11 protein-coding genes are annotated in these 13501 nt (G+C 45.9%); all 11 read right to left on the bottom strand.

Annotation, left to right across the window (positions count from 1 at the left end):
* Positions 1-176: 176 nt before the first annotated feature.
* Positions 177-974 carry a phosphonate ABC transporter, permease protein PhnE gene (phnE, locus tag OA79_RS11090; RefSeq protein ID WP_063333303.1) on the bottom strand — a complete coding sequence of 266 codons (798 nt, stop codon included), beginning with the start codon at positions 972-974 and terminating at the stop codon, positions 177-179.
* A 21-nt stretch (positions 975-995) separates the two neighbouring features.
* Positions 996-1790 (bottom strand): phosphonate ABC transporter, permease protein PhnE, encoded by a 795-nt coding sequence (gene phnE / locus OA79_RS11085; protein WP_063333302.1) that lies wholly within the window; start codon positions 1788-1790, stop codon positions 996-998.
* Positions 1778-2563, bottom strand: coding sequence for a phosphonate ABC transporter ATP-binding protein (phnC, locus tag OA79_RS11080; RefSeq protein WP_063333301.1), 786 nt, complete (start codon positions 2561-2563; stop codon positions 1778-1780). Before phnC ends, phnE (OA79_RS11085) begins: the two co-directional genes overlap by 13 nt.
* An 89-nt stretch (positions 2564-2652) precedes the next feature.
* Positions 2653-3702, bottom strand: coding sequence for a phosphate/phosphite/phosphonate ABC transporter substrate-binding protein (gene phnD, locus OA79_RS11075; RefSeq protein ID WP_156486255.1), 1050 nt, complete (start codon positions 3700-3702; stop codon positions 2653-2655).
* 219 nt (positions 3703-3921) lie between these two features.
* On the bottom strand, positions 3922-5289 hold the full coding sequence (locus OA79_RS11070) for a sigma-54-dependent transcriptional regulator (protein WP_063333299.1): 1368 nt from the start codon (positions 5287-5289) through the stop codon (positions 3922-3924).
* Positions 5290-7182 (bottom strand): ATP-binding protein, encoded by a 1893-nt coding sequence (locus OA79_RS11065; RefSeq protein ID WP_063333298.1) that lies wholly within the window; start codon positions 7180-7182, stop codon positions 5290-5292.
* A gap of 308 nt (positions 7183-7490) precedes the next feature.
* Positions 7491-9467 carry a Fe(3+)-hydroxamate ABC transporter permease FhuB gene (gene fhuB, locus OA79_RS11060; RefSeq protein ID WP_063333297.1) on the bottom strand — a complete coding sequence of 659 codons (1977 nt, stop codon included), beginning with the start codon at positions 9465-9467 and terminating at the stop codon, positions 7491-7493.
* Positions 9467-10339: an ABC transporter substrate-binding protein gene (locus OA79_RS11055; RefSeq protein ID WP_063333296.1), complete on the bottom strand. Its 873-nt coding sequence runs from the start codon at positions 10337-10339 to the stop codon at positions 9467-9469. Before OA79_RS11055 ends, fhuB begins: the two co-directional genes overlap by 1 nt.
* 33 nt (positions 10340-10372) lie before the next feature.
* Positions 10373-11137, bottom strand: coding sequence for an ABC transporter ATP-binding protein (locus OA79_RS11050; protein ID WP_063333295.1), 765 nt, complete (start codon positions 11135-11137; stop codon positions 10373-10375).
* A gap of 272 nt (positions 11138-11409) precedes the next feature.
* The gene (locus OA79_RS11045; protein WP_063333294.1) at positions 11410-12351 is read right to left on the bottom strand and encodes a hypothetical protein; all 942 of its coding nucleotides are present in this window, start codon (positions 12349-12351) and stop codon (positions 11410-11412) included.
* Between the two features lie 152 nt (positions 12352-12503).
* Positions 12504-13412, bottom strand: coding sequence for a LysR family transcriptional regulator (locus tag OA79_RS11040; RefSeq protein ID WP_063333293.1), 909 nt, complete (start codon positions 13410-13412; stop codon positions 12504-12506).
* Between the last annotated feature and the right edge of the window lie 89 nt (positions 13413-13501).

Below are 13501 nucleotides of genomic sequence, written 5' to 3'. Positions count from 1 at the left end.
ATGAGTGGAGCTCATCGATGCTGAGAAGTAACTGTTGAATAGACACAAAAAAAATCCGATTAAGAAAGCTTAATCGGATTTTCTGAGGCTATTCAATTAAATTCAACCCTTAAGTGAACAGCATTAGCCGATGGGCTCCTTTTTTTGTGACAGGGCAGAACGCATGGGGTCTTTATTTAGAGTAAACGTTTGCGAATATTCACCACAACAATTTCGGCGACGATAACGACTGCGAAAATGGCCAGTAGAGATAACGCCACTCTGTCCCACTGGAATAAGTTCATCGAATCGTCTAACACCACGCCAATTCCGCCCGCGCCGACTAACCCAAGAACCGCCGACTCACGAACATTAATGTCCCAACGAAACAAGACGATACTGAAAAACGCCGGTAATACTTGGGGCCAATAGCCCTTGAGCAAAATAGACAACCAAGAAGCGCCAGTGGCTTTGAGTGCTTCAATGGAGCCCATGTTAACTTCTTCTATCGCTTCCCCTAGTAGCTTGCCAACAAAACCAATAGAGCGGAAGGCGATGGCTAACACGCCTGCAATCACTCCAGGTCCAAAAATGGAGACAAACAATAGCGCCCACACTAAGGAGTTAACCGAGCGTGACGAAACCAAGAAGAATCGTGAGATCCAGTGACACCAAGCCGAATTGACGATGTTGCTGGCATTCATTAATGCTAAGGGAATCGCAAAGATGAGTGTGATGAGAGTGCCCAGCGTGGCGATGTTGAGTGTCTCAATCATCGCATCGTGAACGGCAACAGGGTAATACGCAAAATCAATTGGCCACATACGTGCAAACATATCGGCCATTTGTTCAGGGGCGTCGAGTAAAAACTCGGGAATCACCTCGACGGATTTAATGGATTGAACGAAGGCCATGATGAGTACTAGGTAAACCGCATAGCGAGACAATTTCTGCTTTAATGTAAAGCGCTGCCAGTGATGATCTATTGTGTTCATAATGTATATTCCTAGGTCAGGCTAGCGAAAAATGCGGCGAACGATGTTGGATAGGAACTCGCCAAACATAATCAGTGCGATGATGACGATCAGGATGGCCGCGACAAAATCATAATCAAAGCGTTGGAAGGCTGAGAAGAGTGTGCCGCCCAGTCCACCGGCACCAACAATCCCGACCATGGTTGAGTTACGTAGGTTGGAGTCGAGTTGATAGGTGGAAAAACCAATGAAGCGCGAAAACACCTGTGGCATGACGGAAAATAAAATAATGCTGGTAAAACCTGCTCCAGTCGCTCGGATGGCTTCAACTTGTTTTAGGGAAATCTCTTCAATGGCTTCCGCAAAGAGTTTGGCAATAAAGCCAATAGACGCCACGATCAAGGTTAGAATCCCAGCCAATGCGCCAAATCCCACGCTTTTTACGAACAAGATGGCAATGATCACAGGGTGGAATGTACGACAAAGCGCAATCAACATTCGTACTGGTGTGCTGACCCACGTTGGCATTAGGTTTCGAGCAGCAAATAACCCTAAAAAGAGAGAAAAGAAAATACCAAAAATACTCGAAATAATGGCAATTTCTAAGCTTTCAATAAGACCGCTGAGCAACAGCGACCAGCGACTAAAATTTGGCGGAACCATGCGTCCTAAAAGATTGCTAGCATGGCCTAAACCATCGTTAAAACGCTCCCAACTCAAGCCCATAGCCTGAAAAGAATAGACGACATAACAAATAACGATCAGCCAGGTAGCGGTAACAAACCAATTTTGTTTAAAGGGATTGTCTCTGTTCGGTGAGGAATTTATACCAGCCATGATTCACCTCCATAGATTTGTTTCAGGTGTTCATCGGTGATGTTTTCTGGTGGTCCATCATAGACAACCACGCCATTACTCATGCCAATCATACGTTTGGCAAATCGGCTAGCCAGTTTTACGTCATGGATATTGACCAAAGTGGGCAGTTGTTTCTCATCAGAGAATCGTTGTAAAAGTTCCATGATCTCGACGGCCGTTTTTGGGTCAAGCGAAGACGTAGGTTCATCCGCCAAGAGAATTCTTGGGTTTTGCATGACGGCTCTGGCAATACCAACTCGTTGGCGTTGCCCGCCAGAAAGGCTGTCGGCACGTTTCATAGCGTGTTCACTTAAGCCCACAGCGTCCAATAATTCAAACGCGGTATTGATGTCTTCTTGGCTGAATTTTCGACGCCATGCTTTCCATGCGGACATATAACCAAGACGACCGGTTAGGACATTTTCTATGACGGTGAGTCGTTCGACCAGATTGTACTCTTGGAATACCATGCCGACTTGGCGGCGTAGCTTGCGTAATTGCGAACCCTTGGCAAGGCAAAGGTCATTGTCGTCAAATAATATTTGTCCGTCAGTAGGATCAATTAAGCGGTTAATACAGCGCAGTAGGGTACTTTTGCCTGTTCCAGAAGGGCCAATGATGGCCACAATACCAGGCTCAGTAATGTGAATGTCGATGCCTTTTAAAATTGGGTTACCGGCGGTGTATTCTTTTTTTAAGCCTCGAATTTCAAGAAAATTTGAGTGCTCAGCTGTGTTATGAGTGACAGACATAGTGTTTCCTAAAGACAAAGAGTGCCGAGCAACCTGATGAATCAGGTTGCTGGTCTTTATATAAATAAGGTGTTCGGTTAAAACAGGGTTTACTGGTTTTTGCTGGCGGCGGCTTTTGCTGCTTTGGCTCGTTTAGCCGCCGCTTTAGCCGCATCGGCTTCGGCTAGCTGTTTGAGTCCAGCTTTGGTGTAAGCCGTACCTGATGCGTGAGCAATGTCACGGATGACTTGCCATTCTTCTTTATAGGTAACGGGGAAGAAGCGATCAGCGCCACCAAAGGTTTGCTGCATGTCAGCTGGGAAGCGGAAGGTAAAGAACGCTTTTTTGATTTTTTCAACCAGTTCAGGGTGAAGATCATGAGCATAACCAAAAGAAGACGTTGGGAATCGAGGGCTGGTATAAATGATACGGAAGTCCTCTTTGTTGATGCGTTTGGCATCCACCATGCGTTTAAAAACGTCAGATGCAACCGGAGCGGCTTCATAGTCGCCGGATAACACACCCATCACTGATTGGTCATGCTTGCCGGAATATTTCACTTCATAGTCTTTGTCTGGTGTGAGTCCAAGCGCAGGGAAGATGGCTCGTGGTGCTAAGTTACCAGAGTTGGAAGAGGCGGATGTGTGAGCGACCACTTTACCTTTTAAATCGGTCATTTTCTTGATGTCGCTGTCTTGGCGTACGATCGTGATCAGGTTATAACCCTGAAAAGACTCTTCGGTTCCTTTTACGGCAATGGGAACTAAGCCACCTAAATTCACAGCATAGCCTGTTGGTCCGGTTGAGAAGCCTGCAATGTGCAAGCGACCAGAACGTAACGCCTCGACTTCCGCCGCGTTTGAGTGGACTGTGTAATACACCACTTTTTTGCCAGTGACCTCGCTGAGGTATTTTTGGAAATCACTAAAGGCGTCTTTATAGACCGCTGGATCTTCAACTGGAGTATAGGTAAAGACCAGTGTACTTGGGTCGCGCCATTGGTTTGAGTCTTTTGGCAGATCAGCGACCAGATCGTAGTTTTCGTCACAGAATTTATCGTCCAAAACGCCACGATAGCTACAATCATCCGCTAGGGCTGTAGTTGCGCCTAACAGTAATGAGCTTGAGAGCACTAAACCTGTCAATAATTTAATAGGCATTATTGTTTTCCTCATGATGTATTTTTTTATTGTTATCACCGGTCGGGAGGTTCCGTTGTCGGAGATGAGATAACCCCACTTCAATGTCGGGTTAAGTCTTCTACAGCAAGGCCAATGCCAATGTTTAAAAACATAATAAAAACAAAGGCTTGATATTATTTTATGGTCTCGTTTTATTGGCTTGGGACGCTTTAGTCTCATGATAAAATGCAAAATGGGTCATTCGTGTCCTTCTGCTTCGATAGATTTGTATTGTTGTTTATCTAATTGGTGTTTTTTCATTTTGCGATACAAGGTTTTGCGTGACATATCCAGCAGCTCAGCCGCCTCATTCAATAAGCCGTTTGTGGCCCTTAAACCTTCTTCAATAATGTGACGCTCAAATTGGTCCATACGTTCTTCATAGCTGCCATTAATGTCGTCCTGTCGTTTGATGGAGGCCAGTGAGGTTTCGCTGATGCCGAGTACGAACCGATCTGCGGCGTTCTTTAATTCACGAACGTTACCAGGCCACTGATGTTGAATTAAATAATCTAGGTAGGACGGAGTAATACTGGGCCGTTCCCGAGCAAAATGTTCAGCGGCTTTTTGTGCATAATGATGAAAAAGCGGCAAAATGTCCTCAGGACGATCTCTGAGAGGCGGAATGGTAAGGCTGGCCACATTGAGTCGATAAAATAAGTCCTGACGAAATTTCCCTTCTTCACCGAGTTGCGCCAGATTGTCCTTACTGGCCGCAATCACAGTGAGCTCAACCGGAATGGGCGTGGTGCTACCGACGCGTTCAATGGTACGTTCTTGCAAGACTCGCAATAATTTGATTTGTACGGGCAGAGGCATGGTTTCGATTTCATCTAAAAATAATGTGCCGCCATTTGCGGCTTCGATCTTGCCTATATGGCGTTTATTGGCTCCGGTGAATGAGCCCGCTTCATGCCCGAAAAGCTCACTTTCAATGAGACTTTCGCTAATGCCACCACAGTTAATGGCAATGAAACGACCTTTGTTTCGTAGACTGAATTGATGCAAAGCTCTGGCAACGACATCTTTGCCGCATCCGGTTTCCCCATAAATAATGGTGTCAACGTTGGCTTGTGCCAGAGAAGAGATATGTTGACGAATGTTTTTGATGGCCGCTGATTCGCCAATAATTAAGTTTTCTAACCCGGTTTGTTGGGCAAGGTTGTGTTTGAGTTTGCGGTTTTCTAAGATCAGCTGGCGTTTTTCTGAGGCTCTTTGTAATTGATTAATCAGTTGAGCTGGTTGCAAAGGTTTTTCAAGAAAGTCATAAGCACCTTCCTTCATGGCTTCAATGGCCATTGGGATGTCACCGTGACCGCTCATGAGTAGTACGGGCAGTTCATGATCTAACTGCTGTAAGTGAGCGAGTAAATTCATACCATTCATTTTTGGCATCCTGACATCGCTTAGTACCACAACAGGGCTGTTTTTATCGAGTTGTGAGATGGCTTTGTCTGCTCGGCTGTAACTCTCGATTTGGAAGCCTTCGAGCTCCAGCATTTCGGTTAATGCTTCGATAATGGCTTGATCATCGTCGATTATGATTATTTTTATTATGTTTAGCATTTATTGTTCTGCCTTTGCTAATTCTAAGGTGAAGCGACTGCCTATCTCGGGTGTCGATGAGACTCTGATTTGACCGCCAAAGTCTTGGACTATGTTATAGCTAATGGATAAACCGAGTCCGAGTCCTTGTCCTACTTCTTTTTGGGTGAAAAAAGGGTCGAAAATTTGCTCTATTTGATTCTCTTCAATGCCTATGCCGGTATCGCTCACATCAATGAATATCCTATCGCCTTGTTCGTACACTTCGATAGACAGTTGTTTTATAGGTGCACTGGAGAGAGCGTCAACCGCATTACTAATGAGATTGACCATGACTTGTTCTAAACGAATGGGTTCCGCCAAGACAGAAAGAGAAGAGGTGCTAATCTGATAATCAAGCTGGCAACCTTGGTCGGCAATTTGACTCGACATGAGTTCGATGGCATCTCGAATAACGGCATCTAAGTCGACCGGCGTAAGTTCTGTTCCGGCAACACGAGCGAAGGCTTTGAGGTGCTTAGTGATGCGTGTGATTTTGGTGAGCAGTTGGCTGATTTTTTGTAGGCTGGTTTGTGCCTTATCCATTTGGGCTTTTTCCATATGGCGTCCAGCGGTATGCAAATGGCTGGCAATGGCGGTCAGTGGTTGATTTATTTCGTGTGTAATGCCGACGCCAAGCTTGCCTAGTGCTGCGAGCTTACCGGCTTGTACCAATTCGTTTTGAGCGGCTTTTAATTGCGCTTCTGCAGCGACTCTTTCTTCGATTTCAGCGGCGAGCGTTTGATTGGTGTGTTCAACTTGTATGGCTGTTTTCTGAAAGTACTGGAGATCACGAGCCATGCTTGATACTTCGTCATGACCCACAATACGGATTTTAGTGTCCAATTGTGAGCTGGCAATGGCTCGCATATTCTGTTGCAGTTCAATAATGCGTTGCAATACATTGCGACGCACATAAAACCAAGAAATCGCACACGCAATGCTCAGGCTAATAAGAGACAGAAGTAGAATGTTACGAATGCTGCCATGGATGGATTTGATCGCTCTTTCGAGTGAGCCACGAATACTGGTATTGGTGTTATTCGTGTATTGATTGATTTGTGCCGCTAATTGTTGAATGTGTTGTTGGCTGTTTTCTAAGAGAAAACTTTGCTGGTAGAGCAGATCTAGTTCTTCATTTTTGAGTTGAAAAAGCGGTCCTTGTCTGGAGCTCATTGTGAGTAAGTCGAATAATGATTCCTGCAAGGAAGCTGGCACTTGTGGCAGTACAGAGAGGTATTCTGCTATTTCAGCCCCTAGCTTTTCTAGCCTTAAAAAGGTGTAGTCTAACTCGTTAAAGGACGCATCGTTACTGACTTTTTCAATTAAGCCAGAGAAATAGTAGAGTCGATGTATGACCTCTTCTAACTCAGGCGTATGGTGAATCTGATCCATTTGATAAATCGCGTCTTGGAATAACGGAAAGACAAACAAAGAATGTTTTGCGAGTTCCTGTCTGATTACTTCTCGACGTTCTACACTTTGATTTAACAGCGTTAGGCTGTTGCTAATTTGTGTAATGAGTTCAAGAAAGTAGCGATTGTAATCCGGTAAGTTGCGCATCAACGAATCCATTTCACGGATGGCGGAGCTGAGTTCGCGCATGGCTTTGGCTCTGGCAACGGATGAGTCACTGGTTACGAGCAGTGGTGCGGTGGCAACAATCTGTCGGCTTTTATCGTTTAACCGAGCGGCGGCATCCAATCCGGGAATATCTTGCTGCTTTAACAACAAAAGACGGTCACTGAGTTGCAAATAGGTGTTAGTCGCCATCCCACTTGCCACAATGGTGATAGAAGATATCAGAAAAAAAGCCAAAAATAGCCTGTCACCAATACCAATATTACGAAGCCAAGAAAAGCTGGGAATCCCCATTTATGTACGTCCTATTATTTTTATAATTCATTTACCTAATGAAAGATTGATGCCAACTTCAACACCTTCATTCTATTAGGTTTGGGGTTTATATTGCGGACAAAAATGTCCCATCACAAGTGTTTGCTGTGTTTTGTGATCCTAGTTAGTGCTGATGACGCCATGTTTCTGCGGATGAGAGGTGATTGTTGTGAAAGGGCTTTGAGTGTTGTTTGTGTTGAATTCGTGAAAGGGCTGTTAAGGTTTAACCATAGGCTCAAACATCTCAAGGTTTTTGATGCGAGATGTTTGAGCGTTATTTGTCGTCCTTAAAGTCGTTGCAATCCCCACAGTAAATACAATCCACCTAAGATGGAGGCGACCATGCCCGCTGGAATCTCTTGTGGATAGAGCCATTGTCTGCCCAACCAATCGGCAAATAACATCAAGAAACTGCCCACTAACGCGGCCGCTATTAGATGCTCTTTCGCGCGATTAAAGCCCAACATGCGAGCCAAATGAGGGGCCATGAGACCCACGAAGCTGAGAGGCCCAACCACTAACGTAGCGGCGACGGTTAAGCAGGCTGAAATGGCTAACAACACCAATCTGGAGCGACTGACTTTTATGCCTAAAGACTGAGCACTGGCTTGGCCTAGAGGTAAAATGTCTAGCCATTTAGTAAACAGAAACACCAAAGAAACCAGCACAAGGGTGAACACTAACGTCATCAATAAGGTTTGGTAAGTAACATAGTAGGTAGAGCCCGACATCCAAGCGAGGAACTGATAGTTACGTGGATCGCCGCCCGCTAAGATGATGGTTTGAATGGCGTTCATCAAAGCGGTAATGGCCACACCGGTTAATAATACGCGTTCTGGCTGGAAGCCCGATTTGCGGTTGAGCAGCACAATGATCAACATGCTTAACGCAGCACCGATTAACCCACTGAGGTACATTCCTGCAATACCAGTGGCTAGACCGGTATACAAAGATAGAATCAAACCGATGGCTGTCCCCGAGCTAATACCAATGACCTCTGGGCTGGCCATCGGGTTGCCACTGATACGTTGAATAATGGTTCCGGCCACCGCCAACATAGCGCCTGCTAGTACCGCAGTTAACAGTCTAGGTAAACGCCAATCCAGCATTGACCATTCACCGTTTAATAATAGCCATTGCCAACCTTGGTTTTGCAGTGACACGGTAGAAAAGACCGCCAAGCCCAACAGTAGGATGGCGGCGGTGAACAGAATGGACTTTTTGCCAAAACGACGAACTTGAGGTGTATGACGTGTCAGTACGGTTTCGGTTTGTGTTTGGTTTCTCATCGACAGCTTGGGCAGCAGCCATAACATCAAAGGGGCGCCCAATGCCGCCGTGGCGGCACCAGTTTGAATGTACATGGGCATGTAACCCGGCAAAGACTGAATTAACAAATCGGTTAGGGTGAGCAGTAAAGCCCCAATAATCATTGCCACAATGAGTTTAGGGGCCAATCGACGAACGCCTAATAAGCGCGTAATCGCTGGGGCAGCTAAGCCAATAAAGCCGATCACGCCGACACTTGCTACGACCCAGGAAGTGAGTAGAACGGCCAAACCTAAACAAATAAAGCGTAATTTGGCTAAGGAAACGCCTAAGCTTTTCGCGCCCGATTCAGTGAGTTCCAAAAGACTCAGAGGTTTGAGAAAAAGGAAAGCCGCACCGGTGGCTATGATGACTTTAGGCAATAAATATTGCACATTTTCCCAGCCTGTTTGCACCAGAGAGCCTGCGCCCCAAATCATTAAACCGGAGAGTTTTTCTTCATTGAGAATTAGCAGAACCGTACTAAAGGCACCAAAATACAGATTAATCACCAAACCGGTAATGACGACAATGGTGGGTGATAGAGCGCGTCGCCATGACAAAGCAAAAACCAATGCCATGGTGATTAAACCGCCCATTAGAGCGACCAGACTGTGCGAAATTTCGATTAACCAGGGGGCGTAAAGAGTGGCCAGCATTAAACCAAAACTGGCCCCTGTGGCGACCCCCAAAGTAGACGGTGAGGCAATAGGATTGCGCAACACTTGCTGCATCAATACCCCTGCGACCGCCAGTGCGGCACCGCAAATTAAGGTGGTAAAGAGTCGAGGCCACCAGGTTAAAGACAGCTTGATGGAAATGACAGACTGCCAATCTGTATGGAGAACACTTTGTAAGGCCAGATTAAATGGCATTTGTGCCGTCAGTTGTAGATAACAGACGGCTAGAACAGCCAGCAGGAGAAGGCTGATGAAGCTAAAGGGGAGAATGCGCATTAGTTTGCCTCCTGTTCTGTCATGGCGTGTGTAATAAGGGTGGCAAAACGAACCGTAGAGGGAATGGCACCAAAGCTCCAAACCGGTTCGATGCGCAATACTGGATGACCTGATTGTTTAATTAGGTACTGCCATAGCTGATCTTGTGCGAGGTGTTCTTTGGCACCCGCAGGAAGTGGGTCCACGACAACAAATTGCCCTTTGATCTCCAATAAGCTATCAATGCCGACCAGAGCAAAGCCCCATGCATTGGTGTCACCTGACCAAGCATTCTTGATGCCTAATTGATTTAGCGCGATTTGGAACATGCTGTTTTGACCAAATACCCGCACATGACGAGCGTCCATAAACTGAATCATGAGGAGATCCGCTTGTGGTTTGGCTGGCAAGGAGGCTTTGAGCTGCTGTAACGTATTTTCCGACCTTGTAATGAGTTGCCGTGCGGCGTCTTCTTTGCCGATGGCCGACGCCATAGTATTGGTAAAGTCTTGTAGGGCTTGCCAGTTGGCTTTGCCATCGGCATAGATGGAAATGGCGGTAACCGGCGCGATTTTTTCCAGTCTGGCTTGATGATATTGATACGCTGGTGAAACAAAAATATGGTCGGGTTTTAGCTCGGCTAGACGTTCTAAGTTAGGTTGTGTTCTTAGGCCGATGTCTACCGATTCATCGGGAATGCTTGGCTCTTTCACCCAAGCGTTATAAGCCGTCTTTTGAGTAGCACCAACCGGTGTTACACCTAAACCTAACAGGGTTTCGGTATGAGACCAGTCTATGGACACTAAGCGTTGTGGCTCAGCATGCAGTGTCCAACTGCTTAGACATAACAACAAGGTTGTCAGTCCAAAACGTTTTATCGAATGAACAATCATGGGAATTCTCACTGAAGTAGAGTGCCTTGGCTGTTAGTTTGGCATGGCAACTGGGTAGCCAGCAGGGTGATCGGCAACGTGCATGTCGATGTCGTAAATTTGTTTTAAGTGCGCTTGATTAAACAAATCGTTAACGGCGCCCGCGGCAATCAATTTGCCGCTGTGCAACGCGACAATATCATCACAAAAGCGAGCAGCCATATTTATGTCATGAATCACAATAATGACGCCAAGGTTGAGTTGTTTACTGAGCTTTTTGATTAGGTTCAGCATGTCGACTTGATGGGCGATGTCCAGGGCTGAAAGGGGTTCATCCAGCAGTAAGTATTCTGAACGTTGAGCCAAGAGCATGGCGAGCCACAAACGTTGGCGTTCACCGCCAGAGAGGGTATCGACCATACGATCCGCGTAATCCAGTGTGTCTGTTAACTGCATGGCTTCTTCAATAATGGTGTTATCTTGCTTGGTTAAACGGCCAAGTAAGCCGTGCCAAGGGTAGCGTCCAAAGCCGACTAAATCACGTCCAGTTAGTGTATCTGTGGAAGGCGTATGCTGGGGAAGGTAGGCGACTTTTTGTGCGAATTTTTTACTGGGCCAAGCGGATAAGGTTTTGTTATCCAATAAAATGTCCCCTTCTGTCGGGGATTGCTGTTGTGCCAACAGCTTCAGTAAAGTCGATTTGCCTGAGCCATTGTGTCCGACCAGAGCATAGATTTTTCCCGCTTCGAATTGCATGGAAAAGTCAGATAAAAGTGAGCGATCACCAACTCGAAACTGCAGATTTTTAGACTCTATCATTCTAGAAAACCAAATAGGGTTGTGTGTGATTTAAGTTTGCGTTAGACAAACTCACATAAGCTTACATTTTATTCTTCCTATTAATAATAATGCAAATCGTTTGCAACACTGTTTATTGAAAGAGGGTAAAAAAACCGATTAATCGTTTGTGTGAGAAGACCATGTCAGGCTTTAGTTTGTATAAAGTGCTTTCTGCGGCGAGTCGATTGGTTGATATTTTGGTCATGCAAATGATCGCCTTCTTGCTTGAAGGCGATCAAGAGGGTTACACGTTAAAAGGGAGCGAATTGATCCAATTCAACCGTTGGAATTGTCCAGCGCTGGTGGGCTTCTAGTGGGTCAGTTTGGCGTCCAGTTAAAGGCGTTTGCATCCGCTCACCGTACAGCCAAAGTACCATGTTGCTGCGTGTACCACTGGTGATTGGTTGAGCCGCATGCGGCACACTGCCAAGGTGCAGCATGGCGGTCCCTGGTTTGAAGGTGAGTCGGTTTGCCGTCCCTTTTTGGCGATCATAAAAATCCACTTCTGAGCCTGTGAAGTGTTCGTCTGGCAGATTCAGGTTGATATTCAAGGTGGCAGCACTGGCATCCGTATGAGGTTGTAATGATGTATCCATACCGGTTTGATATTGGATAGAAAAGCCAAATGTTTGGCTGTCATATCCTACGATTTGAGGGAACAGTAAGCGTGCAATTGGACGCATATATTGATTCATGAGTTCGCGGTAAAAGTGTTGAAAGGCTGGTGCGGCCAGATAACCCTCTGAACGAGGATCAAGCATGGCACCATGACGATTGAGTGCGATGCCATAGGGTGGGCGAATCGGAATACCGGCTTCGGCCACCGCGTTGAGGTAGTGACGTAGTTCCGCTAATCGTTGGGGGTCAAAGAATTGAGCCAGATAGACATCAGGTGAAACCTCTTCCCATAGCTCTTTTACGGCGATTTCTTGTGTTGGGTCTTGCCACGCTTGTTCGACGGCAGCGCGTAATTTAGCGTCTAATAAGTAGGTACCTAATGTAATACTAGGAGCTTCTTCTTGGTCTTCCCATGCTTTCCATGCCGCACTTAAAAGTTGACTATTACTGTCCCAAAAGTGCTTAACCGACGGAGCTCGTTGCAGCATGCTCTCTCTGGATGGCAGAGTGAGCGCACGGGCATGTGCTAAGGGGTTGGATGCCATTTGGTTGATCTGGGTGGCAGTCTTGTTCATTTGCCTTATCCTCATACTTTGTTTGGTTAGCAGTGAATGTCACTGTTGATGATGAGGTAAGTGTAATTAGATTAAATTTGTGGATAAACTGGGTAAACACTGAATCACTTTTTTGATTTCGAATATAATTGGTGCGGTTATTCGGCTACTTTTCATGGCTCCCATATTGGGGGAGTGCCTATTTTTTCTAGTAGATAATCAATAAACACTCTGACTTTGGCTGTTAGTACATTGGATTTTGGGTAGACCAGCCATACGGCGCTTTGATCATCAATCTGGTAATCCGGTAGTACTCGTACTAAAGAGCCGTCGACAAGATCCTCATGAATATTCCACAGTGAGCTCATGCAAATGCCCAGTCCTGCTTTGGCGGCAATGCGCATGCTAGCACCGTCATCACACACGACTCTTGGTTTAGTATTGGCTGGGGGGAAACTGTAGGTTTGCTGATTTGATTGAGTGGTAAGCTTACGAGTTTTGGCGTTCATGAAGACCAACAACTGATGGTGTGTGAGCTCTTCTGGTTTTTTGGGCGTACCATGAAGCTCTATATATTTGGGTGAGGCACACAATACTCGTGTGTCACTGGCCAGTCGTCGGCCAATTAAACTGCTGTCTTCTGCTGCAAGATTACGTAGGGCAAGATCAAAGCCTCCTTCAATGAGTTTGACCTGACTGTCGGATAGCATGAGCTCAACATTGATGTCCGGATAGCGCTCTAAAAATTCCGGTAAAATCGGTATGACATAGCGTTGCGCAAAGGTGCTCGACGCGGCAAACCGCAATGTGCCACTGACATTTGGATTGCCTCGCCCTAGAGCGGCCAGAGCAGATTCTTGTTGCGCCAGTATTTCTTTAGCATAGGGTAAGAATTCTTTGCCTTCGATGGATAGGCTTACTTTTCGAGTGGTGCGGTGAAATAAATCCGCGCCCACTTGTGTTTCCAGTTTCGATAACCAAGCGCTGGCCACAGAAGGCGTTAGTCCTAATTGCTGTCCTGCGGCGCTGATGTTTAGAGTTTCAGCGGCTAAAACAAATAACTTAATGCCATTAGTGTCCATTTATTATCTCCAAAATCAGAATTCTGATTCCATTTATAAATCATTTATCATTTTTTTCCAAAGTATTATGCTGGCCTCATTCAATAGTA

The organism is Marinomonas sp. TW1 (genome assembly GCF_001625355.1).
GTDB lineage: Bacteria > Pseudomonadota > Gammaproteobacteria > Pseudomonadales > Marinomonadaceae > Marinomonas.
Note: the sequence above shows the minus strand (reverse complement) of the source record. Positions and strands in the feature narration are given on the sequence as shown.

Excerpts from the sequence above, each read along its gene's own strand:
- OA79_RS11045 (WP_063333294.1), bottom strand. The coding sequence starts at position 12,351 with ATGAACAAGACTGCCACCCAGATCAACCAAATGGCATCCAACCCCTTA.
- OA79_RS11055 (WP_063333296.1), bottom strand. The coding sequence starts at position 10,339 with ATGATTGTTCATTCGATAAAACGTTTTGGACTGACAACCTTGTTGTTA.
- phnC (WP_063333301.1), bottom strand. The coding sequence starts at position 2,563 with ATGTCTGTCACTCATAACACAGCTGAGCACTCAAATTTTCTTGAAATT.
- phnE (WP_063333302.1), bottom strand. The coding sequence starts at position 1,790 with ATGGCTGGTATAAATTCCTCACCGAACAGAGACAATCCCTTTAAACAA.
- OA79_RS11070 (WP_063333299.1), bottom strand. The coding sequence starts at position 5,289 with ATGCTAAACATAATAAAAATAATCATAATCGACGATGATCAAGCCATT.
- OA79_RS11065 (WP_063333298.1), bottom strand. The coding sequence starts at position 7,182 with ATGGGGATTCCCAGCTTTTCTTGGCTTCGTAATATTGGTATTGGTGAC.
- OA79_RS11040 (WP_063333293.1), bottom strand. The coding sequence starts at position 13,412 with ATGGACACTAATGGCATTAAGTTATTTGTTTTAGCCGCTGAAACTCTA.
- OA79_RS11050 (WP_063333295.1), bottom strand. The coding sequence starts at position 11,137 with ATGATAGAGTCTAAAAATCTGCAGTTTCGAGTTGGTGATCGCTCACTT.
- phnD (WP_156486255.1), bottom strand. The coding sequence starts at position 3,702 with ATGCCTATTAAATTATTGACAGGTTTAGTGCTCTCAAGCTCATTACTG.
- phnE (WP_063333303.1), bottom strand. The coding sequence starts at position 974 with ATGAACACAATAGATCATCACTGGCAGCGCTTTACATTAAAGCAGAAA.
- fhuB (WP_063333297.1), bottom strand. The coding sequence starts at position 9,467 with ATGCGCATTCTCCCCTTTAGCTTCATCAGCCTTCTCCTGCTGGCTGTT.